18 protein-coding genes and 7 tRNA genes are annotated in these 21,982 nt (G+C 44.9%); 7 read left to right on the top strand and 18 right to left on the bottom strand.

Annotated elements, in window-relative coordinates:
• Positions 1-409: 409 nt before the first annotated feature.
• From RH949_RS05305 to RH949_RS05295, 3 genes are all read left to right on the top strand, one after another.
• Positions 410-922, top strand: coding sequence for an NfeD family protein (locus tag RH949_RS05305; protein ID WP_446352151.1), 513 nt, complete (start codon positions 410-412; stop codon positions 920-922).
• A gap of 16 nt (positions 923-938) precedes the next feature.
• Positions 939-1,514, top strand: a complete 576-nt coding sequence (locus RH949_RS05300; protein WP_446352150.1) for an NfeD family protein — start codon at positions 939-941, stop codon at positions 1,512-1,514.
• Between the two features lie 125 nt (positions 1,515-1,639).
• Positions 1,640-2,581 carry an SPFH domain-containing protein gene (locus RH949_RS05295; protein ID WP_446352149.1) on the top strand — a complete coding sequence of 314 codons (942 nt, stop codon included), beginning with the start codon at positions 1,640-1,642 and terminating at the stop codon, positions 2,579-2,581.
• 315 nt (positions 2,582-2,896) lie between these two features.
• Here RH949_RS05295 and RH949_RS05290 read toward each other — a convergent pair whose 3' ends face one another.
• From RH949_RS05290 to RH949_RS05255, 8 genes are all read right to left on the bottom strand, one after another.
• Positions 2,897-3,802, bottom strand: a complete 906-nt coding sequence (locus RH949_RS05290) for a Dam family site-specific DNA-(adenine-N6)-methyltransferase (protein ID WP_446352148.1) — start codon at positions 3,800-3,802, stop codon at positions 2,897-2,899.
• 250 nt (positions 3,803-4,052) lie between these two features.
• A tRNA-Lys gene (locus tag RH949_RS05285) sits at positions 4,053-4,125 on the bottom strand.
• A 160-nt stretch (positions 4,126-4,285) separates the two neighbouring features.
• Positions 4,286-4,372: transfer RNA gene (locus RH949_RS05280), tRNA-OTHER, on the bottom strand.
• Between the two features lie 7 nt (positions 4,373-4,379).
• A tRNA-His gene (locus RH949_RS05275) sits at positions 4,380-4,454 on the bottom strand.
• Between the two features lie 5 nt (positions 4,455-4,459).
• Positions 4,460-4,532: transfer RNA gene (locus RH949_RS05270), tRNA-Ala, on the bottom strand.
• A gap of 54 nt (positions 4,533-4,586) precedes the next feature.
• Positions 4,587-5,030, bottom strand: coding sequence for an NADAR family protein (locus RH949_RS05265; RefSeq protein ID WP_446352152.1), 444 nt, complete (start codon positions 5,028-5,030; stop codon positions 4,587-4,589).
• A 335-nt stretch (positions 5,031-5,365) separates the two neighbouring features.
• A tRNA-Arg gene (locus RH949_RS05260) sits at positions 5,366-5,438 on the bottom strand.
• 24 nt (positions 5,439-5,462) lie between these two features.
• Positions 5,463-6,305, bottom strand: coding sequence for a TIGR02452 family protein (locus RH949_RS05255; RefSeq protein ID WP_446352147.1), 843 nt, complete (start codon positions 6,303-6,305; stop codon positions 5,463-5,465).
• 220 nt (positions 6,306-6,525) lie between these two features.
• Between RH949_RS05255 and RH949_RS05250 the strand changes: the two genes are divergently transcribed.
• On the top strand, positions 6,526-10,455 hold the full coding sequence (locus RH949_RS05250; RefSeq protein WP_446352146.1) for a DUF2157 domain-containing protein: 3,930 nt from the start codon (positions 6,526-6,528) through the stop codon (positions 10,453-10,455).
• A 720-nt stretch (positions 10,456-11,175) separates the two neighbouring features.
• On the opposite strand, the gene RH949_RS05245 is transcribed toward RH949_RS05250, so the two are convergent.
• Positions 11,176-11,805 (bottom strand): hypothetical protein, encoded by a 630-nt coding sequence (locus RH949_RS05245; protein WP_044207692.1) that lies wholly within the window; start codon positions 11,803-11,805, stop codon positions 11,176-11,178.
• Between the two features lie 90 nt (positions 11,806-11,895).
• Positions 11,896-11,967 (bottom strand) — tRNA-Thr (locus RH949_RS05240).
• A gap of 102 nt (positions 11,968-12,069) precedes the next feature.
• Between RH949_RS05240 and RH949_RS05235 the strand changes: the two genes are divergently transcribed.
• Positions 12,070-12,675, top strand: a complete 606-nt coding sequence (locus RH949_RS05235; RefSeq protein ID WP_006101659.1) for a macro domain-containing protein — start codon at positions 12,070-12,072, stop codon at positions 12,673-12,675.
• 608 nt (positions 12,676-13,283) lie between these two features.
• Here the strand turns inward: RH949_RS05235 and RH949_RS05230 are convergent.
• Together RH949_RS05230 and RH949_RS05225 are read right to left on the bottom strand one after the other, a co-directional pair.
• Positions 13,284-13,356 (bottom strand) — tRNA-Asp (locus tag RH949_RS05230).
• Between the two features lie 284 nt (positions 13,357-13,640).
• On the bottom strand, positions 13,641-13,805 hold the full coding sequence (locus RH949_RS05225) for a hypothetical protein (protein WP_157453197.1): 165 nt from the start codon (positions 13,803-13,805) through the stop codon (positions 13,641-13,643).
• 321 nt (positions 13,806-14,126) lie between these two features.
• Between RH949_RS05225 and RH949_RS05220 the strand changes: the two genes are divergently transcribed.
• Together RH949_RS05220 and RH949_RS05215 are read left to right on the top strand one after the other, a co-directional pair.
• A complete protein-coding gene (locus RH949_RS05220; RefSeq protein WP_446352145.1) occupies positions 14,127-15,668 on the top strand; it encodes an FAD-dependent oxidoreductase in 1,542 nt (513 codons plus the stop codon).
• Between the two features lie 116 nt (positions 15,669-15,784).
• Positions 15,785-17,446, top strand: a complete 1,662-nt coding sequence (locus RH949_RS05215; protein WP_446352144.1) for an adenylate/guanylate cyclase domain-containing protein — start codon at positions 15,785-15,787, stop codon at positions 17,444-17,446.
• A gap of 39 nt (positions 17,447-17,485) precedes the next feature.
• Here RH949_RS05215 and RH949_RS05210 read toward each other — a convergent pair whose 3' ends face one another.
• The 6 genes from RH949_RS05210 to RH949_RS05185 form a co-directional block, all read right to left on the bottom strand.
• Positions 17,486-17,704, bottom strand: coding sequence for a hypothetical protein (locus tag RH949_RS05210; protein WP_446352143.1), 219 nt, complete (start codon positions 17,702-17,704; stop codon positions 17,486-17,488).
• Positions 17,705-17,863: 159 nt separating this feature from the next.
• Positions 17,864-18,754 (bottom strand): MazG nucleotide pyrophosphohydrolase domain-containing protein, encoded by an 891-nt coding sequence (locus tag RH949_RS05205; RefSeq protein ID WP_446352142.1) that lies wholly within the window; start codon positions 18,752-18,754, stop codon positions 17,864-17,866.
• 3 nt (positions 18,755-18,757) lie between these two features.
• The gene (locus tag RH949_RS05200; protein WP_446352141.1) at positions 18,758-19,930 is read right to left on the bottom strand and encodes a nucleotide kinase domain-containing protein; all 1,173 of its coding nucleotides are present in this window, start codon (positions 19,928-19,930) and stop codon (positions 18,758-18,760) included.
• 35 nt (positions 19,931-19,965) lie between these two features.
• Positions 19,966-20,760 (bottom strand): thymidylate synthase, encoded by a 795-nt coding sequence (locus RH949_RS05195; RefSeq protein ID WP_446352140.1) that lies wholly within the window; start codon positions 20,758-20,760, stop codon positions 19,966-19,968.
• Positions 20,753-21,634 (bottom strand): ImmA/IrrE family metallo-endopeptidase, encoded by an 882-nt coding sequence (locus RH949_RS05190; RefSeq protein WP_446352139.1) that lies wholly within the window; start codon positions 21,632-21,634, stop codon positions 20,753-20,755. The genes RH949_RS05195 and RH949_RS05190 overlap by 8 nt, the downstream gene beginning before the upstream one ends.
• Complete coding sequence (locus tag RH949_RS05185) at positions 21,631-21,981, bottom strand: helix-turn-helix domain-containing protein (RefSeq protein WP_446352138.1); 351 nt, start codon at positions 21,979-21,981, stop codon at positions 21,631-21,633. Before RH949_RS05185 ends, RH949_RS05190 begins: the two co-directional genes overlap by 4 nt.
• Between the last annotated feature and the right edge of the window lies 1 nt (position 21,982).

Below are 21,982 nucleotides of genomic sequence, written 5' to 3'. Positions count from 1 at the left end.
TGCTCGCTACCCATTCATCTTGCTCGCTACCCATTCATCTTGCTCGCTACCCATTCATCTTGCTCGCTACCCATTCATCTTGCTCGCTACCCATTCATCTTGCTCGCTACCCATTCATCTTGCTCGCTACCCATTCCCAACTTAAATGCGTGACAGCTTAATCAGGACTTACGCAGCAACACTACTTATGGGGGTAAAGGTGCGTTACGCTACGCTAACGCACCCTACGAGTCTTTACCTCCTTAACGGTTAAATAATGACGATTGACTAATGACTGACTTACTGGAAAGTCGATGAGAACTCGATAAGAACTCAAATAACTCCATCACGAACTCAAATCACCACCGGATTTAATAGCAATTAGCAAGAGAAAACCCTTGCTATTAACCGAGTTCACGAGGACATTCATGTGTTATCCCAAGTTTTGGCACAGGCGACGACTCAATCAACCTTTCGGATTACTCCCCCTATATTTTGGCTGATTGTAGGTGTTCTACTTTGCCTAGTTGAATTCTTTATCCCCAAATCTTGGGCGAAGCGATTCCGGTTTATTGCCCTGATGATGGGTGTAGGTGCGCTACTTGTCTCATTTATTGTATGGCAGGGCGCGATCGCACTGGGGTTTGAGTGGCAATTCCTGATGTATGACGGGTTTAGCTTACAGGTGATGTATTGGATGGGATTATCCTTTGCGTTTGCGATCTGGTTGCGCCCTATGTTGATTCGACGTCCTAAATATACTATCCCAGAGGCGACTCAAGCCCAGGTGTTAACCGAGATATTACCAGGAGAAACAGGACGAGTGATGTATGAGGGTTCCTCTTGGCAAGCCTGTTGTGCCGATCCCGAACTTGCGATCGCACCTAACCAAACGGTGTATGTGGTGCGACGAGAGGATAATACCTTGATTGTCATGCCATGAGTTGGTCATTCGTCTTATGTCATTCGTCCTTCTATTTGAAAATAGTCAGATGTTCACATTGCTGTTAATGCAGACAGAAGTGAATCGCATTGATGCCCAAACAATTCTGGCACAAGCGACTACGAAGTCAGCCTTTATCCCTCATCCATCCCTATTCTGGTTAGGTAGCGGTGTTGTACTTTGCCTACTGGAGTTGTTTCTGCCGAAAGCCTTCAGCCAAAAATTCCGACTTGTGCCTCTATCAATGGGAATTATTTCCCTAATCATAGCGTTTAGCTTGTTTAGAATGACAAGATTTGTCGCATTTCGCTGGCAGGTGGCTTACTGGATGCTACTGTCTACCGCCTCGGTTATCTGGATACGTCCGATGTTGCTCAAGCGGAAAAAATTTAAAGTTCCAGAAGCAACGGAAGCCAAAACATTAACGGAAATTTCACCAGGAGAAACGGGACGAGTTCTCTATGAAGGCAGTTCTTGGGCAGCGCGTTGTCAAGAACGGCAAATGAGTATTCCTGCCAATCTAACCGTTTATGTTGTCGGACAAGAGGATAACACATTAATTGTTCTGCCAGAACATTTGTTTCGGTCTTAATTGATTCAAAGTTCATAGTTCATGGTTTATTGTACTCGCGCAATGCCCAGGACTCTACAAGACTGATTGATGCCTGAGGCGTTCACGTTCAATTGAATTTCATTGTACTCAAGAGGAGAATTAAAATGTATCAGTGGTTTTTTATGGCATTTATCGCGCTAACAGGTACAACTTTAGCGGGGAGTGTCAAGATTATTAAACAAGGGGAAGAGGCGTTAGTTGAAACCCTGGGTCGATATGATGGTAAAAAACTAGAACCAGGTCTAAATTTTGTTATCCCATTCCTGGATCAAATTGCTTGTCAGGAAACGATTCGCGAACAAGTTTTAGAAATACCACCACAAAATTGTATTACTCGTGATAATGTGTCAATTAGTGTAGATGCTGTCGTTTATTGGCGGGTAATTAATCTGGAAAAATCTTATTACAAAGTTCAGGATCTGCAAGCCGCGATGGTGAATTTAGTTTTAACTCAAATTCGCTCAGAAATGGGTAAACTTGAACTGAACCAAACCTTTACCGCCCGCACTGAAGTGAATGAAATGCTATTGCGGGAATTAGATATTGCCACAGCACCGTGGGGAGTCAAGGTAACACGGGTAGAATTGCGGGATATTGTGCCATCTAAAACCGTGCAAGGGGCGATGGAATTACAGATGTCAGCGGAACGGAAAAAACAGGCAGCAATTCTGACATCGGAAGGAGAACGAGAAGCAGTAGTTAATAGTGCCAGAGGGGAAGCTGAGGCACAAATTATTGATGCAGAAGCCCGTCAACGAGCCGCTATATTAGAGGCGGAAGCGCAACAAAAGCAGCAAGTTCTCAAGGCGCAAGGGACAGCCGCCGCGATGGATATTCTTAGCAAAAAGTTAAACACTGCTCCCTCATCAGCCCAAGCACTACAGTTTTTATTGGCACAAAACTATTTGGATATGGGGATAAAAATTGGTAGTAGTAACAGCAGCAAGATCATGTTTATGGACCCGCGCACGATTCCAGCGACGTTAGATGGGATTGGTTCGATAATCACAGAGGAGAGTAATGGAGAGTTGAGTAAGTTGGCTTAGAATTAATTTCATCGGGTGCGTTACGCTTCGCTAACGCACCTAAAATGCTGATTTTTTATGGGCTAATTGTAAAGGCTTAATCCCAATGAATATTCATTTTAAGACTCTGCCGATGAGTCGATGAGTTCACACTCTTGAAAGGATGGCTATTTCTAAGCAAACCTATCGGGTTGTTTGCACTCCTTGTTCTTAAACGCCCACTGTTATTGGAACAACTGCATAATGTGATCAATAACCGATCTAGGTCTTTTGGCTGTTACTGACTGACAAATTTTTATAAAATCGTCAGGTAACTGTTGAGAATTATCCATGTTGCTATAGAAGCGTCAATTGCTTAGGAAATCCAAGAATATAATTTTCTATTTCTGGTGAGCAATCCCTGAGTAAAGTTGGTGACAAATATAATGACTCTACTGTTATTTCCTGTTTACCTAAAAGTGTTGCCTGTGATGAACGTCCTACCTCGATTTGAATTTTCTTAAGACCCAGATATTCCGGTAGTTTCTTACCAAATATTTTATTGCCCCGTTTACCATCGTAACTAATTGCAAATTTTATTGCTTTTCTGTTTAATACTTCTATAGCTGAAACAAATTCATCAAAACTAGTCCCAGAGCAGTATCTAGAGTCTCTATTCCCACATACTCCTTGGTAGGGAGGGTCCATGTAGACAAAATCAGTATTGTCAACCTTGGCTAAAACATCTTTATAATCGAGAGCCGTAAATAAACATTTATTTTTTAGCAAATGAGAAACTCCTTCAATATTCTGTCGCATTTTTTCAGGGCGGGTACCTTTCCTACGCTTATCTGGGCTTTGATTAAATAAACCATCGCTATTGTATCGGACAGAACCCTTTACACATCGGGAGAGCAGATAGAGGAACAAGAAAGGGTCATTTGTTTTATTAAATTCATCTCTAATCTTATAATAGTGTTCTACCGAGTTTCCATGTTGTTCATTCCATATTTTTGTATATAAATATGCTATTTTGTCGGGCTGTTCAATAATTAACTCTAGTAACTTAATTAAAGGCAGATTCAAATCATTAATCCAAAACTTTTGACTAACCTGCCGTGCAGCAGCAGCGATACTAATCGCGGCAGTTCCTGAAAATGGCTCTACTAACCTTCCTATTTTATTAGGCAGAAACCTGAGAATGTCTGAGGCAAGATTCCTTTTACTTCCCTGATACTGGATTGGATGCGGAAGATTAGCCATCTTAATCTAAGGAGAAATGCGTGAGTACACTGCGGCAGTAATTTATACCTATCTCTATAGTAATTAAGTTTACCATTTACAGAGGTAGTTCTACGAATTGTCTTTCTGAGAAAAGGTGGAAAATTGCGATCGCGTCCGTGGCTCTCGATGAGTGTATCCCTGGCGTCCCCTGGCTCACGTTTGCCAAACAGGAAATATCGGTCACTCCGTTATACAATTAGCTAGTTAAACTACGCCACACTTGGACAAATGGGAATGACAGGAATCGAACCTGCAACCCAGTGATTAAGAGTCACCTGCTCTGCCAATTGAGCTACATTCCCTGATTAAACCCCTCTGGATGGAATCGAACCACCGCATCCGATATTCGTAGTATCAGTGCCAGAATCCACTGGCAGAGGGATGAATCCACCGGGAAGGTACTGCCCCTTCTACCTCTGCGTTATCAGCACAGCGCCTCACTTTTCGGCTTCCGGTGGATAGAGGAAGATGGAGGAATCGAACCCCTACGACATCGCTGTCGTACCACGGTTTTCAAGACCGCTTGCCGTCCATTCAGCGGCATCTTCCAGTTAAGGGTGTCTGACGGGACTTGAACCCGCTATTGACTTGTTCCACAAACAAGCGCCGCGACCACTTTGGCTTCAGACACCATCATGGATCTGGCGGGGGTCGAACCCGCAACCTCCTGTGTGCAAAACAGGCGTTCTCCCATTAGAACTACAGACCCAGGTTAAATGAATTGATATTCTTCGGCATTAAACCCAAATTTTTACTCAACTTATCATTGACGCAATATCTCTCGCACTGCCATTAAAATCTTTCCCAATTTATTTTGACCACTGCCATCTTTACCGCATCCCCAGTAGTAATCACTGGGGGAATTTTCGACAATTAACTCATCCCCTGTCGCCAAAAGTATTTCGCGGATATCAGCATGAGTTTCAAACTTCTGCAAAACTCCCCGCTTCATAATTTCATCCTTGACCTGTTCCCAATCACTTCGGATAGGGTGTTCCCGACTTCTGCCCATCTTGGCAGCGTCTTTGGGCGTCTTCACCTCGCGGATTTTGTCGAACCAAGGACGATCCGTCTCGACAAATTTCTGTGCCTGGAAGTAATGTTCACTCGTTGCCCACCAACAACCATCTAACTCAAAACCATGGCGAGAGAAGTTGGAAAAGCAACCGTAGGGTTTTTCACGGGTGCTGTAGAAGTAGACAGGCATATTTTTAGTTGGTATTTTTGTACTATTATAATCCATGTCCTGTAATTGTGCGATCGCCCTCGCGTGCAAGTTACTAGAGCGTTGTGATGCGCCTTCTCAGTTACTAGAGGGACTCCGCCGATGAGTTATTACACACTCTTTAAAGGATGGCTACCTCTAAGCCAACCTATCGGGTTCTTCGCACTCCTCGTTCTCAAACGCCCACTGTTAATAGAACAGCGTTACTCTTCCTCTCGTACTAAGTATGTAGGCTCTTAGACGTCAGGACACGCAAGGCGCGATCGCACAGTCTGTTGAGTCAAAGAAAATAACCTCCTTTTTGAACAGTATTTAAACGCCCCCACCAGGATTTGAACCTGGAACTCTCAGCTTAGAAGGCTGCTGCTCTATCCCTTGAGCTATGGGGGCTTATATTTCGTCATTGGTCATTTGTCATTCGGCTGAAAAGCGATTGTGGAATTCGGTGATTATCCTTTTTTGTTGGGTTGAATCAAGGACAGAAAATAACACATTTTTGAATTGTCCCCAAAATTGACCATTGGATAATAAAAAATCAGCAAACATTTGGGCAACTATTGAGGGTTCATTCTGAAAAACGCCACACCCCCAAGCGCCTAAAACGAGTGCATCACATCCCTGCTCAATGGCTAAACTCAATACTTTAGCACCGCGACTATACAAAACATCGCGTATTCTTGCCCCATTTTTCGGTTGATTGCGCCAAATTGCACCCGCATTGGGAGCAGGACTGGTGATAAAATCGACACGATAGGGTTGCTCTAGTAAAGTGCCATCATCTTTACGGAAAATTGGACAACCTGGGGAATAAATGATCCGATCTGAGTAGAGGAGTGATTTATGGGAACGATGATAGTCATAATAGTCTGGACATTTTAACAAGCTTTTATAGAGGGCAGAACTTCTAGCTAGACTTTCTTCCTGGGCTTGTGCGCCCTTGATAAAGCCACCGCCAGGATTTTTAGCTGAAGCAAAGTTGAGGACGCCAATCTTGTGAAACTGTCGGGATTGTGCCATACGTTCTGATCCGATTAACGTCGTTTCATTCCTGACTTCAAATTCAGTTGTAGAGAATTTGGGAGTGCTGGAGAGAACATTTTGTTCGAGAGTCGAGAGGCTATCTGGGTCATAGTATTTTGTCTGCGCCAAACAAGCGTTTAAATCTTGAGTAATATCAACCCGTTGACCCGTCGGAGAGTCGTAATAGCCAGCATTAAGAATCTTGAGTGTATCTTGCGCGATCGCTATCCTGTTCATAAGTAATAATTTATACCTTATACGTCAATTGTCAGAGCGGGTTTAGGGAATCTGTAGGGGCGGGTTTAGGGACTCAATTAGATGGTCACCGATAAATGAACAACAAAACCCGCCCTCCCCACCGATAAATGAACTAGGATTAATTAATCTGTTTGTAGTAAGCGCTTCAGCGCTTCTTCTGGCACGAAGCGTGCCTACTACGAACGAACCCCCGAAAACTATGTCCTCGCCACGCCCTGTGAGAATTGAACTCACTGTTTCAGCCTCCAATCCCAAGTTACTCGAAGGTCTAGATACCTGGTTGCGCTTGGGTTTAATCAGTGATGCCCAAGTGAAGCAACTCGGTCGAATCTATCTATCTTGTCGCCTCCCTGAACCAGAGATTGCGCCCCTGCCCTCTCGCCCCCCATCCCGGAAGGTGGAACCCAAGGTCGAGGAACCCGTTCCTACAGTGTCGCCTTTATCCCGGATATGGCAGTCATGGCAAGAAGAACTGAGTGTACGCTGGCTGCTGTTTCTGGGTGTCTTTCTGGTTGTTGTCTCTTCCGGTGTCTTGGCGGCAACTCAATGGCAGAATTTTCCACCAGCGGGACAGTATGGTGTGTTATGGGCATATACCGTTGTCTTTTGGGGCATTAGCCTGTGGGCGGGAAAACGTTCTAATTTAAAGTTAACCTCTCAAACCTTACAACTGATTGCCCTGCTTTTAGTCCCGGTGAATTTTTGGGCAATAGATGGTTTTGGGTTATGGCGTCATCCCTGGGAATGGATTGTTGTTGGGGTGGCGGCGTTAAGTTTAACGGGAATTACGGTTATCAATCCGTCTATCCAAACCAACTCATTTCGGCTTACCTCCCGTGCTTCTCTAGTTTTATGGTTGAGTTATCTACACTGGGGTTGGAATTGGTCACAGGTTCCATTAGTCGCTGTTTATTTAGGCGTAATCGGAACCGCGATTTTTCTCCCCTCCGCCGCTGCAACCCCTCGCGCATCCCCATCTTTGCCGAATAATGCACCCACAGGTAGTTTAGTGGTTATTTATGCCCTCACGGTGTTATTAGGACGGGCAATTTTCGTGATGAATGTGCCAATTACCCAACTCGGTTTGGCAATGGGAATTTGTGGTTGGTTGTTGGCGCGACAGGGAAAGCCTCCAGCCGTCTCACGAGAGTCTGTTTCCTCCTTTAGCACAAAAGTCTGGGATGGAATTGGTGGCGGGTTACTGTTGATGGGTTGGTTGGTTTCGGTAGGAGAAGACATTCCTTGGCAAGCCACGGCGGTTAGTGGGTTGGCGATTGGGTTTTTCGCCCAGCGCTTACAGTATTCTCGGCGGCGTCTGGATTTAGCTGCTATCTTTATCATTGGCTTGCAAACGCTGTTTTTACTATGGCGATTAATCCCGTTGGCGGTACAAGAGGAGGTAATCAGTTTCCTCTCTCAACAGATGGGTTCAAACGTGGAAGCTTGGTGGGGTGTCGTCCTATTTCCCTACATTATTCTGTGGGTAGGTTTGACCGATTGGCTTTATCGGAAGTCGAACCCTAAATTAGCCCGGTTTGGGGAAGGACTCACATTAGGATTGGGTGTGATGTTAACGGTAATCAGTAGCCTGAATCCGACGGCGCGATCTCTTAATCTATTACTCTCCACTGTTACCCTAGCTATTGTTACTCATCGCCGCCCTCCGCTGCGAATTCCTTTAGTTTATCTCACCCATATCGCCGGATTATTAACCCTCTGTTCGTTTATCGATGGATGGTTTCCAACTCTCAGCGAACCCCTCTGGGCAAGTTTATTGTTAGCGCTAATGGTGGCAGAATGGAGTCTGAGTATAAGGCAGGAAGGGCAAACGGTAGCAGCAAATCCTCCATCTCCTATCCCCCAACAGAGTTGGTATCGCAGTTGTTGGCACATTGGTTTTGTCCTCGCTGGAATTAGTTATGTATTACTGGCTGGGGAAAGTATTACTTATGTAATTCCCTTTCCCATGCACCCTTCGACTTCGCTCAGGGTTAACCCTTGGGGACTTTTATGGTTACTCACCCCATTAACCTTAACTGGAGTTGCCAGTCTTAGTCAGCGATCGCGGCGCATTCAGGCTACTTCGTGGAGTGCGATCGCTTTATTTCTTGCCCAGTGGCTAACCCTATTCCAACCGGAGATTCGACTGATTGGCTTAGGGGTTGCCACAGTGTTAATGTTCCTGAATAGTCGCTATTTACGCCAAACGGTAGCCGCCGCGATTACAATTGGTTTTGCCCTCAGCTTTTTTAGTGCATGGCTGTGGCAAGGAATTCCCGGATTACCTCCCTTATCCGTCGCCGATTGGTATTTGGTTGGTGCGATCGCAAGTTTGGGATTATGGCTGCTACGGGCTAGCTTAATTCCCCAGTCTGGTGATTTAGCCCAGTTATACGCCCAAGCCTCGGATGGATGGGCAATTGCCCTGTCTTCTACAGAATTAGGCTTGCTGACGCTGCATAGTACCCAGAGTTACGTCGAACTAATTCCATCCAGTTGGCATTACCTCGCCGCATCTATATTAATTGGTGGTGCGATTTGGTTTCGCTGTTGGCGATCATTTACAACATTTGGTGTCTATGGCATTAGCTGGACAATCGAATTAGCGATCGCGAATACGATTCTGTTACGAAATGGTTCAACCCTAACCTTAGCCACCGCCAATATTATCCTGGCACTTGTGATACTATTCCTCACCGATTGGTGGTTTGCCCGTTTAGATGGAGACACCGAGGAACCTGTAGAGACGCCCCATGGCGCATCTGGCACGTCTAGGGATGCACTGGAGATTTTACCCTTAATTTATGCCCTAATTGGCATTTGTTTGCGCTGGACGTATTTCACCCCGTATACCGGGTTACTCACTCTTGGTGCAGCGTTAACCGGGATAGGCGTAGGGCGTCGCCGTTTTCCCTGGAAAGGGCTCACCTATCTTTCCCTAGCGGGTATTTCTATTGCTTGGTATGAACTGGTGATCTACCAGATGCTGCAAGCCGATGGCGGCAATCCGGCGGATGGCTTTACCATTCTAGCGGGTGTCGCGGCTGCGATCGCGGTTATTTATCGAGTGTTGGCTTGGTTTTGGCAATCGCGCGATCGTTCCACCCTTCTCAACCTCAGTATCACTGAAATTAAAATCACCGCACATATTCACTGGGCAATTGCCAGTTGTTTGATGGTGTTAACGGTGGGAATGTCTGTATTTACCACACCAAATCTGAGAACCATCGGACTTGTCATCAGTTGGGTACTGGCTATCTATGCCTTATTACAGGGGCGTACAAGACAAAAACGCCAGTTATCTCCCTCATCACCCCCATCATCTAACCTCTGGATATACGCCGGATTAACCGAAGTCGCCGCCACTGGTGTTTATGCACGTTTGACATGGACACAGTTGAGTATATTTGACTCCTGGAGAGGGGTAATGGCTTGTTTATTCGCGATCGCGCTTTTTCAACTACCCTGGCGACGGTGGGGATGGAATGATAAACCTTGGCAACATTACGCCATCATCTCTCCTTTGCTAACCGTTTGCCTCAATTATCAAACCCTATCTTCAATCAATTTACTGGCGGTTGCCGGATTTTATGCCTGGGTTGCCAACCGCCAGTCTAATTTACGCTGGACATATTTGAGTCTATTTTTTGTTGATTGGGCAATCTGGCGGCTTTTAGTTAATCAACAGATCACTGAACCCTTATGGTATGCTGCCATAATTGGCGGCTCTTGCCTCTACATCGCCCAAATTGATCCAGAATTAAGACGTTCCCGAACACGACAAACTCGTCATTATCTCCGCTTACTGGGTAGTAGCATAATTTGTTTAGCTGCGTTCTTTTTCCATCAAGAGACTGGACTCATTCCAGGAATAATTAGCCTGATTGCCATATTTGCCGGATTAGGACTGCGAATCCGGGCATTCTTAATGGTTGGAACTGCCACATTTGTGCTAACGGTTTTTTACCAGTTAGTTGTTTTGAGTTTTCAGTATCCCTTTTCCAAATGGGTAATTGGCTTAATCGTTGGCATCATTTTTATTAGCATTGCCGCTAACTTTGAACAGCGACGGGAGCAAATTTTGGGCATTTTCCAAAACTGGGCGAACCAGTGGCGAGAATGGGAATAGACACAAGCAATTTTAGATCCTCCTTCCATCCCCCTTAAAAAGGGGGAGACCAAAGGATGCTTCGCTTTTTGTTCCATGGGGGAGCCTGAAAGCCCCTCCAAATAAGAAATATAGCAATCGCCATAGCAGTTAGGACGCATCTTATGGTAGAGACGTTGCATGCAACGTCTCTACAACAGTTCGGAAAGTCCTAATCGATGTGTCTACTGCTATATATTCCACTTCCCTCCCCTCGTAGGGGAGGGCTAGGGAGAGGTTCGGGGAGAGGTTCGGGGAGAGGTTCGGGGAGGGGTCTTTCCCCTAGTTAATTAACCAACAGGAGCATAAATTTCCGCGTCAAAGCCAAAGTAAGAATCGAGCTTACAGGGGAAGCCTTTGAACCCGTTTCAACGGGTTTAAGCTTTTAGCCCCAACTTTAGTTGAGGGCTTAAGTGAGTGCTGACCACTCAGCCAGGTGGGAACCTCAAGGTTTTATGGAACCTACAACCAACACCCTGGATTTTATCGATCGTTAACCTTTATGGTTTGAGAGTTAATTGTCTAACCTTTAACGATTGAACTTTAAGCGTTAAGCGTTGAGCGTTAAGCTTTAAAGGTAGTGGTAGATGGAGTCGGTTGCGAATCGACACCTCATGCTTCTAATAGCATGTGCTCTACGCTATTGAGCTATCCATCTAAATCCATAAATTTAAAGGTTTTCGAGTGACCAGCAATTCTAGTTTAGTCGGGAATCTCAATCATGGTGCGGGCATTGCTAATTGACAGTACCCGGTCAACCGTTGATTTAAACTCTTCAACAAACTCTTGTCGTCTCTCAATTGCTTCTGCCAGATTAGTGGGGTCGAGCAATTCGACGCCTTCTCGTTCTAAGAAGCTATCCGCCAGAGATTGATATTTTTCAGACGCAGCATTTTTACCCAACACCTCCTTGGCTAACTTATCCAGTCGATCTTTCACTCGCGTTTGAGCGGCTTTGTACTCATTCTGAGTGCGAGTATACGCCGACACCATCGTGTGAAAAACTGCCTCATAGTACAAGATAAAATTCTTCATCTCGATAGCTTCAGCCACCGTCATTTCTTCACCCGCGACGGAAACCATAGTGGAGGCATTCGACAAAACAACAGCTCGTTTAATAGTGCGTCGTCTGTCAATTAAAGCATCAACTCGTTGTAAAGCCGCGCGTGCTTTAGAGGCATGGTCTTCTCTTGATTTATAGCCTGTTGGCACTTTGCCGACTTCCACAACAGCAATTAACGTATTATTATCTAAATTCGCTCGTGCCGAATCAATCCGTTTTTCCAACAGTGTTAATTCTGCCAAAGTATCAGTTACCGTCATCGTAGTCATTTCTACACCTCCTCTTCTATAAAAATTACGGATAAACAGGTGGCAAGATTTGCCCAGGTAAAAAGGCTTTACTAAACACCTGTATTCAAAAGCAGATGGCGGGAATCGAACCCACATCGAGGATTTACCACACCCTTGTGTTGCCATTTACACCACATCTGCATGACTAGCTATTTTCATAACTGCCAATAACCACTCTAGTACGTTGACACTCCCCTTAGTTTGCCTCTAAAATAGCGTTCTAAGCGGAGGTCAGTTTACAACTTGAAGCTAATACTTGTAGCTCCCAGCTCACAACTGTTTGCAGCGTTTCAACAGTATTTCAGCTATTTACCCAATGTGGAAATCGTCAACGACTATTTCCAATGGTTGCCCGAATTTGACTGTTTAGTCAGCCCTGCCAATTCATTTGGCATGATGGATGGGGGCATGGATGCAGAAATTTTACAGTTTTTTGGTCGTTCCCTGATGACAAAAGTACAGCAGTACATCCTGGAAGAATTCCTGGGTGAACAGCCTGTTGGCACATCATTCATCTTGGAAACGGGTCATCCCAAACACCCTTTTCTGGCTCATACACCCACCATGCGAGTACCCATGTCTATTGCTGGTACGGATATCCCCTACATAGCAATGTGGGCAATGCTTTTAGCCGTTCGACGACACAATCAAAATGCCACCCGAAAAATTGATCAGATTGCCTGTCCTGGGTTAGGCACAGGAATAGGGCGAATTCCCTATGATGAAGCAGCTAGACAGATGGCAGTTGCTTATGACAACTTCTTACATCCACCCAAATTTCTCAATTGTATCGTTGCGGCTGAACGACAACTTCAGATTTGGGAAGGTGAACATTCAAGCTTTGCCTGAGTCGCGAGTCGGTGTGTACTTTGGAGCAGGTGGCGGGGGCAATAGTAGCATTTGCTGATATCCAGGTTATGAAATTGAAAGCCACTCTTGCTTCATCCGTTACATAAGACTTACCCAAAGTTACCTAAAAATAGATTTCTTTGGTGCTTACTTCCTGCTTCATCCTGGCAGTGACGGCACTTAACCAGTCCACTGGCTTAACATTGGGTGTAACTCACCCTAGAAAGATGCCATGCTTGGTTTTTGCTTGTTTCATCTCTTGTGTATTATACATACTTCATGTTTCCAATTACATCACAGGGTTTGAATCTAGACCGTCTGAGTCAAAGTCAGATATGCTGCCAGTTACACTACAGGGCAATAAATGGCTGCCCCAGTAGGACTCGAACCTACAACCCCCGCGTTAACAGCGCGTGGCTCTACCAACGATAGTGAACGGATAGCGACAGAGCCTAAAACTGGCACGCATTCTAGGGTGTCATGACTCAAATAACGGAGTTCCTAATAGGAACTAAAGCTGGTCAACACGGCTTACAATTTCTTGCAAGCCTACGCTATACCCCCAAGGGGTTAGCGTAGGTAGTTGACTAGACGATGGAGCCAGATAGCGGGAGCGACGAGATTTGAACTCGCAACCTCAGACTCGACAGGTCTTTGCTCTAGCCATTGAGCTACGCCCCCACATTGATAAAAAAATGTGTTACATATTCAGTTTTCAAGGTTCGGTATGAGCGCTTGGAGTTAAGCTGTTTGGCTCTTTCACCTTCGCTCTTAAGTATATACTACAAATATACTACAGGTTCGTCAAGGGTTTGAGCAAAAAATTTTTTGGACTTGGCTCAAAACCTGATGGAGAGGACGATTCGAGCGCGATCGCACAACCCATGCCCCCACTAAAAAGCCCGGAACGATTCCGGGCAACTAACAGGGAACTTTTCAGGGTTACAGCTCAACTCGGCGGGTTCTTAGCCCGTTCTCATGATGGCGAACTCTAAACAAAAGTCTTGGCTTTGATAGGAAAAATCAGCTCGAACGTTTCCTGATTCGGCGGTTTTAGTTTCGGCTACAGCCGGAGTCGCGAATCCCATAGAGCCGATAACGATAATAGCTAATAAAAATAGTTTGTTCATTTTTCAGATTTAAAACAAGGGAACAGCGAACAGACGAAATTGAGGGTTCAACTTGAGAGTTTGTAGTCAGCGCTAAAGCGCTGCTGGCACTAAAGTGCCTACTACGAACCCCGTTTAAATCGAATGTCAACTAACTTCAGAGATTGTAGTCAGTGCTTTAGCGCTACTGTCACTAAAGACCCTACTACGAACCCCGTTTAAGTCAGTGTCATTTTGCCTCGGTCATGTTTTACTGAACCGTTATATCATTGCCTTGTTCCTTGCCTCCTGCCCCTCGCAGATTAGGATGTAGAGGGAGCATCTGTGCCAAACGAGAGAGTCATGAGTCAAACTGAACACATTCTTTCCCAACTACCGGGAGACGTCTTGGCAGGCTTGCGGAAGGCTGACCAATTCTGGCAAGCGTTGCGAGACGATACCACGTCGATTCCTCAGGTGGTTAAGGAATCAAAAGAACCTTTAGGAACCGTCGATTGGGATATCGTTATCTGTGGTGGTACCTTAGGCATTTTCCTGGGTGCTGCTTTGCAAAGGCGAGGCTGGCGCGTCGCCCTATTGGAACGGGGAATTCTGCGAGGGAGGGATCAAGAGTGGAATATTTCCCGCCCAGAACTTGAGGTATTCCTGGAACTTGACCTATTATCGCCTGAAGAATTAGAGGACGCGATCGCATCTGAGTATAACCCAGGTCGGGTTAGTTTTTTGGGGGGAGAGGATGTCTGGGTGCGGGATGTCTTGAATATTGGCGTTGACCCGGTTTTCCTTCTAGATACCCTCAAGTCCAAGTTTATCGAGGCTGGGGGTCAGCTTTTGGAAAAAACGGCATTCGAGGGGGCGGTGATTCATCCTGATGGAGTGCGCGTCGAGGCGGCGGGTGGGTTAAACACTCGGTTACTGATTGATGCGATGGGCAACTTTTCTCCCATTGTTAAACAAGTGCGACAGGGGGAAAAACCGGAAGGGGTTTGTCTGGTTGTGGGTAGTTGCGCTCAAGGCTTTACCCAGAATGATACAGGAGATTTAATTGTCTCTTTTACACCCATTCAGAATCAGTGTCAATACTTTTGGGAAGCGTTTCCCGCCAGAGATGGCAGAACCACCTATTTATTCAGCTATCTCGACGCCCATCCCCAACGCCCCAGTTTGGGTTTTTTTATGGAGGAATACTTCCGGCTATTGCCCGACTATCAGGGGGTAGAACTCTCCCAACTTGATTTTAAACGAGTGTTATTTGGCTTTTTCCCATCCTACAAAGAAAGCCCTATCAGAATGCCCTGGAATCGAATTCTGCCCGTGGGTGATAGCAGTGGCGCTCAATCCCCCGTCAGTTTTGGCGGGTTTGGTTCGATGGTACGTCACCTCAAACGTTTAACAGAAGGCATCCAGGAAGCCCTTAGCGGCGACATTTTGACCCAAGACGCCTTGAGTCTACTGCAACCCTATCAGCCGAATATTGCCGTTACCTGGATGTTTCAACGGGCAATGAGTGTGGGCGTTGAGCAAAATATACCCCCCAATCAAATCAATGAGTTGCTGAGTGGCGTTTTTCAAACAATGGCACAGTTGGGGGATGACGTACTGCGTCCTTTCCTGCAAGATGTGGTGCAGTTTTCTGGATTATTCCAAACTCTAACACTGATTTCCCTAACTAAACCCGGACTGGTGACGCCTGTGATTCCCCAAGTTGGGTTAACCACCCTGTTAGATTGGATGGTGCATTACATAAATCTGGGTGTCTACAGTGGCTTATATCCATTAGGACAATTCATGAGTAAACCCGTACATCAATTACCCCCAACCCCCCAATACTATTACCACCGTTGGCTGGATGCATGGCGCTATGGTTCTGGGGGGGATTATTGAGTAGAGACGTAGCATGCTACGTCTCTACAAATTAATGGCTGGGTCATTGGTTATTGGTTATTGAAAGGCGACTTCGGACTAAGGACAAATGACGAAGGACTAAATAAGAAAGGATTATGAAGATATGGAAGCGCCTGACTGGAGGTGGGCGCAAACTTAGCATCACAACCAAGTTTGCGTTGGCATTTATTGCGCTACTGTTGTTGATTGGTATTGTGTCAATGACAGGCTTTGTCTCTCTGCGGCAAATGCGTAATGAGACCAAAGCGGTGCTTCTGACCAGTATTGAAGTTCAACGACGCGGGTTTGAAATGGATGCCGCGTTACGTAATGCTCGTCGCGTGGAAATTGATTTCTTTTTACGGTGGCCCAGCATTAATTTTTCCAGTACCAATCTGAATGAATTTCGCGACAAACACCGCCAAGAAATTGAAAAAGTTATCGATATTAGTAGCCAACTGCAAGAGCTTCTGGCTCAGGTTCAGGGGGGGATATTTAAACGGCAGAGTAATCCGGATTTAGTCGAGTATGTGGAAATTGTTGAGCAATATTCTCGCAGTTTCCAGGAAACGGTGGGTTTGGTGAGTAATTTGGGAATTGATAATGTTGGTGTACTCGAACAACTGGAACAAAATTTAACTCTATTGCGGAATCGCTTGGAACTAGCAGAGGCTCAAGAGTTTCTCGGATTAGTTAATCAAATGCAGTCCTATGAAAAGGAATATTTATCCACTCGTGAACCTGCAAGAATGGAGTTACTGACTAAAACAGCGCAACAATTACGTGAGCAAATTAACACCAGTGCTAAATTTAATGAAACGGAACGGAGACAGGCATTAAGATATCTCGATGCTTATCAATCGGTTGCTAAAGATATCGTTCGACTCGACAAGGAAATTCAGGACAAAATTCGCAATTTTGATCAACAGGCACAGGCACTAGCCGATAAATTAATCGACTTGGCAGATGCGGAGGCGGATCGAGCGCGTCGAACGATTAATGACACTAGTGAGACGGCGACGGTATTATTAGTGGCGGCTGTGTTAGTAGCATTAATTGCGGCAGTAATTATTGCCAGACAGTTTGCTTCGGCGTTAACAACATTGGATCGGGAAACAGCGAAATCAGAACACTTACTACTGAATGTTTTGCCAGCACCCATTGCCCATCGTCTGAAGCGAGAAGAACGGACGATCGCGGATCACTTTAATGAGGTGACGGTACTCTTTGCCGATATTGTCGGGTTTACCGAGTTGGCGTCTCACACCTCGCCGATTGAGTTGGTTGAGATTTTGAATGTAATCTTTTCAGAGTTTGATCAACTGGTTGAGGAACACCATTTAGAAAAGATTAAAACGATTGGTGATGCCTATATGGTGGTTGGGGGGCTACCGATGCCGATGCTCAACCACACGGAAGCGATCGCGGATATGGCGTTGGATATGCAACGGGTGATTGAGCAATTTTGTCAAGAAACTGGGAAATCTTTTAGTATTCGCATTGGTATTCATACTGGACCGGTGATTGCAGGGATTATTGGGATTAAAAAGTTTATTTATGATTTGTGGGGAGATACGGTAAATATTGCCAGTCGTATGGAATCCCACGGCTTACCAGGGAGTATTCAGGTAACGGAAGACACCTATAAGCGCCTCAAGCATCGCTATCATTTTGACGATCGCGGTCCGATTCAAGTCAAAGGGAAGGGGCAAATGAATTGTTATTTGCTCACGGGGAGAAAGCAGAATTCGCCAACGATTGAATATATTGACTTATGAGCATCGATGGTTGACTGAGTATTATTACTTTATGAATCATTAGCGGCGACAGAACCACCTAAACAGGTTGATGTCACCTTGCATTTTTTGGAGTTCCTGTTGGTGGCGTTGGGCAGTTTGGCGATACCATTGGCAGTAGGACTCGAATTCTTGACGATACTGCGTTTCTCGGTGGAACTCTTGAGCGAGTTGGTAGGTGGCAAAACTATCTACAGCAGGCGGAGGGGTGGGGACAATTTGGCGGAATTCCTGTGACATGGGGATGAGAGGGTATGGAGTTGGGTTCAAGTCAAATCGCCCACGGCGTTTAGTTTAGGGTACTCTATATCCGGCTGAGTGTCCAAGGCGCGATCGCTGTTGCTTCAAATCGTGAGTGAGAAATCCTTAAATTTGAACATTCTTTTACGAGTTAAGCTGTCACTGTGGCTGATAAGTTATGGAACGTATATCGAGATCGACAATAACTTCTCCCCCTCGATTTTTCTCTACTTGACGCCATACATCGTAGCCCATAAGAATGGCTTTTTCCCAATCACCGAGCGAACATCGATCAACTTCTAGGTGAGAAGTTATATTTTTAATTGTTTTGAGCAGTTGGTAATCAAGTGCGGAAATTCCTTCCAAGTAATTATGAGCCTTAGCATAACTGAAAACAAGTGCTGATATACCCTCTTCAATTGCCTTAGCGCGACCACCGTCTTCAACCTCATCAACTTTAGGATTACTTTTACGTTTACATCCAAGTAGTTGACGAGTAACCGGAGACCAACCTAAAACCCCAGCATAGGCGAGGTGGAAAACATCGTGAAAGCGGTAACCATCATTAGCGTAGGAGTTGTCAGTGAGGTTGTTTCCAATCTGTTTTTCGTTGACAAATGCTTGCATTTTCACTGAGTTATCATGGCTCACCTCAGTAATCTCTACTGCAAACTGTCTTGGTAAACATTCGTGTTTGGGAAAGTCCCTGTCGAATATATATCCTATAACGTTAATATCTGTATGTTCTGCATCTCTCCATCCCCAACGGTCATGACACTTTTGAAGATTGCTTTCTGCAATTTCTCCTAAATCAAGCTCAAATTTGCTGGCTACGTTGGCAACATACCAAAGTAAATCTCCTAATTCTTCTGCAATACCCTCTTTGAATAGTTTGTGAGCGTCTCCATCACGGAGGTATTTCTTGTATTCAGTAAGCAGTGAACCTGCTTCACCAACTAAACCCAACAAGGGTACGATTATTTCATTTCCACTATTGGTAGGAATCCGATCGCTCTTCAATGCTTGCTCTTGATAAGTGCGAAACTCCATTATTCACTCCTTGAAGTTTGATTTTGATTTAGCTTGGGTAGCCGCTTTGGTTATTCTGTATTCTCTGTATTCTTTAATCGCTTGATTAATTCCCCACTTACGTGGATACCAGTAATCAATTGGTTCTCCACGAGCCGAATACTTTTGCTTTATACGAGTTCGACCTGATATTCCGGAAATTTCTGGATGCCTAATCCGAGAATACTTATCAACTTCACAAAATAGATTTTGGCAATCGATTAACTGCAATGGTCGTCCAAATAGGGACTGAAAATCAAGACCTAATCGCTCGAACTCTGATTGTTGAAGTTCCGCCATAAACTTGATTATTTCTGGCTCATTTAGACCACCAAGATCGGCAAAACATTTCCGAATACCATCAAGCGCACCTGGACCAGGAACGACGAAACTCATTTCATCGAAATTCGTAATTTCGCTGTAATTGACATCTGTTATAAACTGGTATGCCAGAAAGTCACCGATAGTAGGATATTCACGCAAGAGGTCAAATCCTCTGTGCATATTTGCTGCATCTGCGAGTTTCTTTGGTAGTTCATCAACCATCATCCGCTCAATCAACTTGAGATGGTTACGGTGCTTTCTTGTATGCCCCAGTATTTTGCCTCCTGACGGCATTATATAAGCGGCTGAATAGATGCGTTGACTGTTTTCTATGGCTTCGGTAAGAATTTTGTCATAGCGTTTAAAAGAATAGTCTGCGTAGATAATATTGCCAAGCTTATTTTCTAAAAGTTGCCATGTTTCAATCTTATTGAAAATCTTAAACAGAATAATTCTGAAAAAGACTTCTTCCGGAGTGTCAGGAAGATCTGCTCGGTAGATAACATGACGGATCAAGTATTGGCTGGTGCGATCTGATGCTCGGTAGGCATTGGTAAATTTGAAGGTAGAAAGGATTGGATCGTTAGTCCAAGGCATTGGTTCTCCCTGCAACTTTTTGAAAAAGATTTTCTGCCTTTCTGCTGCAAAACGCCAGTATGTATCAAAAACAACGGTGGGTTTTGCAGGCAGAATGTGGGAGTATGCAGCAATATCTATACTGTCATTTATTTTGGGTTTACCATAGTTACCTAAGTCAAGACTTAGTTGTTCATCAATAGGTTTGTTTTGGCGATCGCTTTTCAATTTTCCCCGCGTTGGTTGTTTGGCTGCCATACTATGTTCCGTCCGTTGCTGGCGTCCGTTGCTGGTTAGTCTGTCTTTGAAGACAGTGCTTCTCGACAAGCCTCCTTGACTGGAGCGAGAGTATCTGAAGTCTTGGTAATGTTATCCAGTTTAGCTACACCAACAAAGCAATTCATACGGCTAAACGTTAGTTCCATTTCGTGAGCCATAAAATCCCCCAGCCTGCATAACCCTAAGTAGTTACCATAGGCTTTATTGAATAGCTGCTGGGTAGCATAAAAAGCATTCATCGTAAGCGTTTTTTCCTGTGGAACAAAGCTAACGTGTTGCAGACAGGGAAACGGAAGTTGAGCGTCACTAACATGATCTCTCCGAGGATCAAAAATTGATGCCTGAAACATCGATCTCCTAACCCCTTTGCGTTTCTGATATTCAGAAATAATGAACTCAAGTTGGTTGATTTTAGGTGAATTATCAGAATCAAAGGCAATAAGTCTTTCAAAGTAAAGACCACGGCTATTTTTCTTTTTACAATGTTTTATTGCCTTAGCCCTGGGAAGAAAATTGAGATACCGTTCAAACAATTCATGGCGTTGGTACTTAGACCTTCTCCAAAGGGAATCCGGGAAAATTGTATTGGCAACCGTGTGGATTTTTTGCTCGTCATTATCAGCAAGACACTTATCAAGCGATTGTCGAATATCGATATCCTCATTTGGAATACCATCATTAAAACCTGTGATGCTCACCACAAGAGGGGAAATTTCCTTGCCTGGATTATCAATAATATGCAAAAATGCTTTTGCCCAAGCATGGGAAAGGTTGTTTTCATCAATCAAAAGAGGTGAACTGTTACTCATCTTCCACCTCCTCAAGATGTCGATATTGACTTAGACCAATAAACTGATAGCGCGAGACACGAACAAAGACAGCCCATCCGGTGTCACGGCAATAAACCCGCACAACACCGGGACGGTTAGCCTTGAATAGGCGTCCTTTCGGGTGATTTTCTTCAAAGGTGATAGTATCATTTGCTGCTTCCGCACCAGTTGGAAGCAAAAGGAGACTTCCAACTTCGGCATCAATTGTGGGCATTGACCAGTGTTCGTCAGCGATAATCAATGGGTCACTAGATGGACGCTCAAGCACCTTCTCACGGATAGCCTTGGGCTTTGTTTTGAGAAGCGTACTAGCCCTTGAAGAAGAGAGCATTTTGAGAGAGTAAGCTATGTGAGTAATTAGGGTTTCGTACCCGACACCAAAACTACAGGCAATTGTAAAAACTTGTTCTGGGGTTGCTGAATCCGCATTCCATCCCCGCGAAACAAATGCTTTCCGCACGCCTAAAACTGGCATAAGCAAGAATCCAGCAAATGAGTTAGCTAAAAACTCCTCTGGTTGAAAAGCCGTAGAGCTTTTTGATTCTTCTATCAGTTCATCGATAGTTGAACCATGTCCAAAGACGTGATGACCGAGTTCGTGAGCGCAGGTAAAGATGCGTCTGGGGAGAGGGCGTAATGCAGAAAGCAAGATTATCGGCTCTGCTTCTCGGAGATAGATACCCTCCATGCTAATGTCAACAAACTTGACCCTCACATTAAGCTTATCGCACAAGCCGTAAATACAGAGTGGGCTTTTGTTGTCAAAACCTGCATTCCTCCGCACATCGATTGCCTTCTGCTGGGCTTGTTGTGCCAACACCTTTCTCTGATTTCTCAAAGTCTGATTTCTCAAAGTACTTCTCCCCCTCTACGCATCGAGGCAAGTATTGTTAAAAGTCGATCAAGGTCATCTGGCTTAAGCTTTCGGAGTTCTCTAGCGGCAAGCTGAATCTTGTCGTCATGGATATCAAGCTTGTCTGCACCCTCTCCAAGTAACCATGACACACTTACGTCATAAATTTCAGCCAGCTTCGTGATCTCATCAGCAGAAACCTTTCTATTTCCAGCTTCCGCTTCCGTAATTGAAGGGCGATGAAGACCAAGCATCTTAGCCACTTGAGCTTGGGAAAGTCCCGCCATCTTGCGAGCTTCACGCAAGCGGGCTGCAATAATTGACCTCTTCTGTTCTTGATGACTCATA

The sequence above is a fragment of the Coleofasciculus sp. A1-SPW-01 genome (assembly GCF_040217205.1).
Lineage (GTDB): Bacteria > Cyanobacteriota > Cyanobacteriia > Cyanobacteriales > Coleofasciculaceae > Coleofasciculus > Coleofasciculus chthonoplastes_A.
Note: the sequence above shows the minus strand (reverse complement) of the source record. Positions and strands in the feature narration are given on the sequence as shown.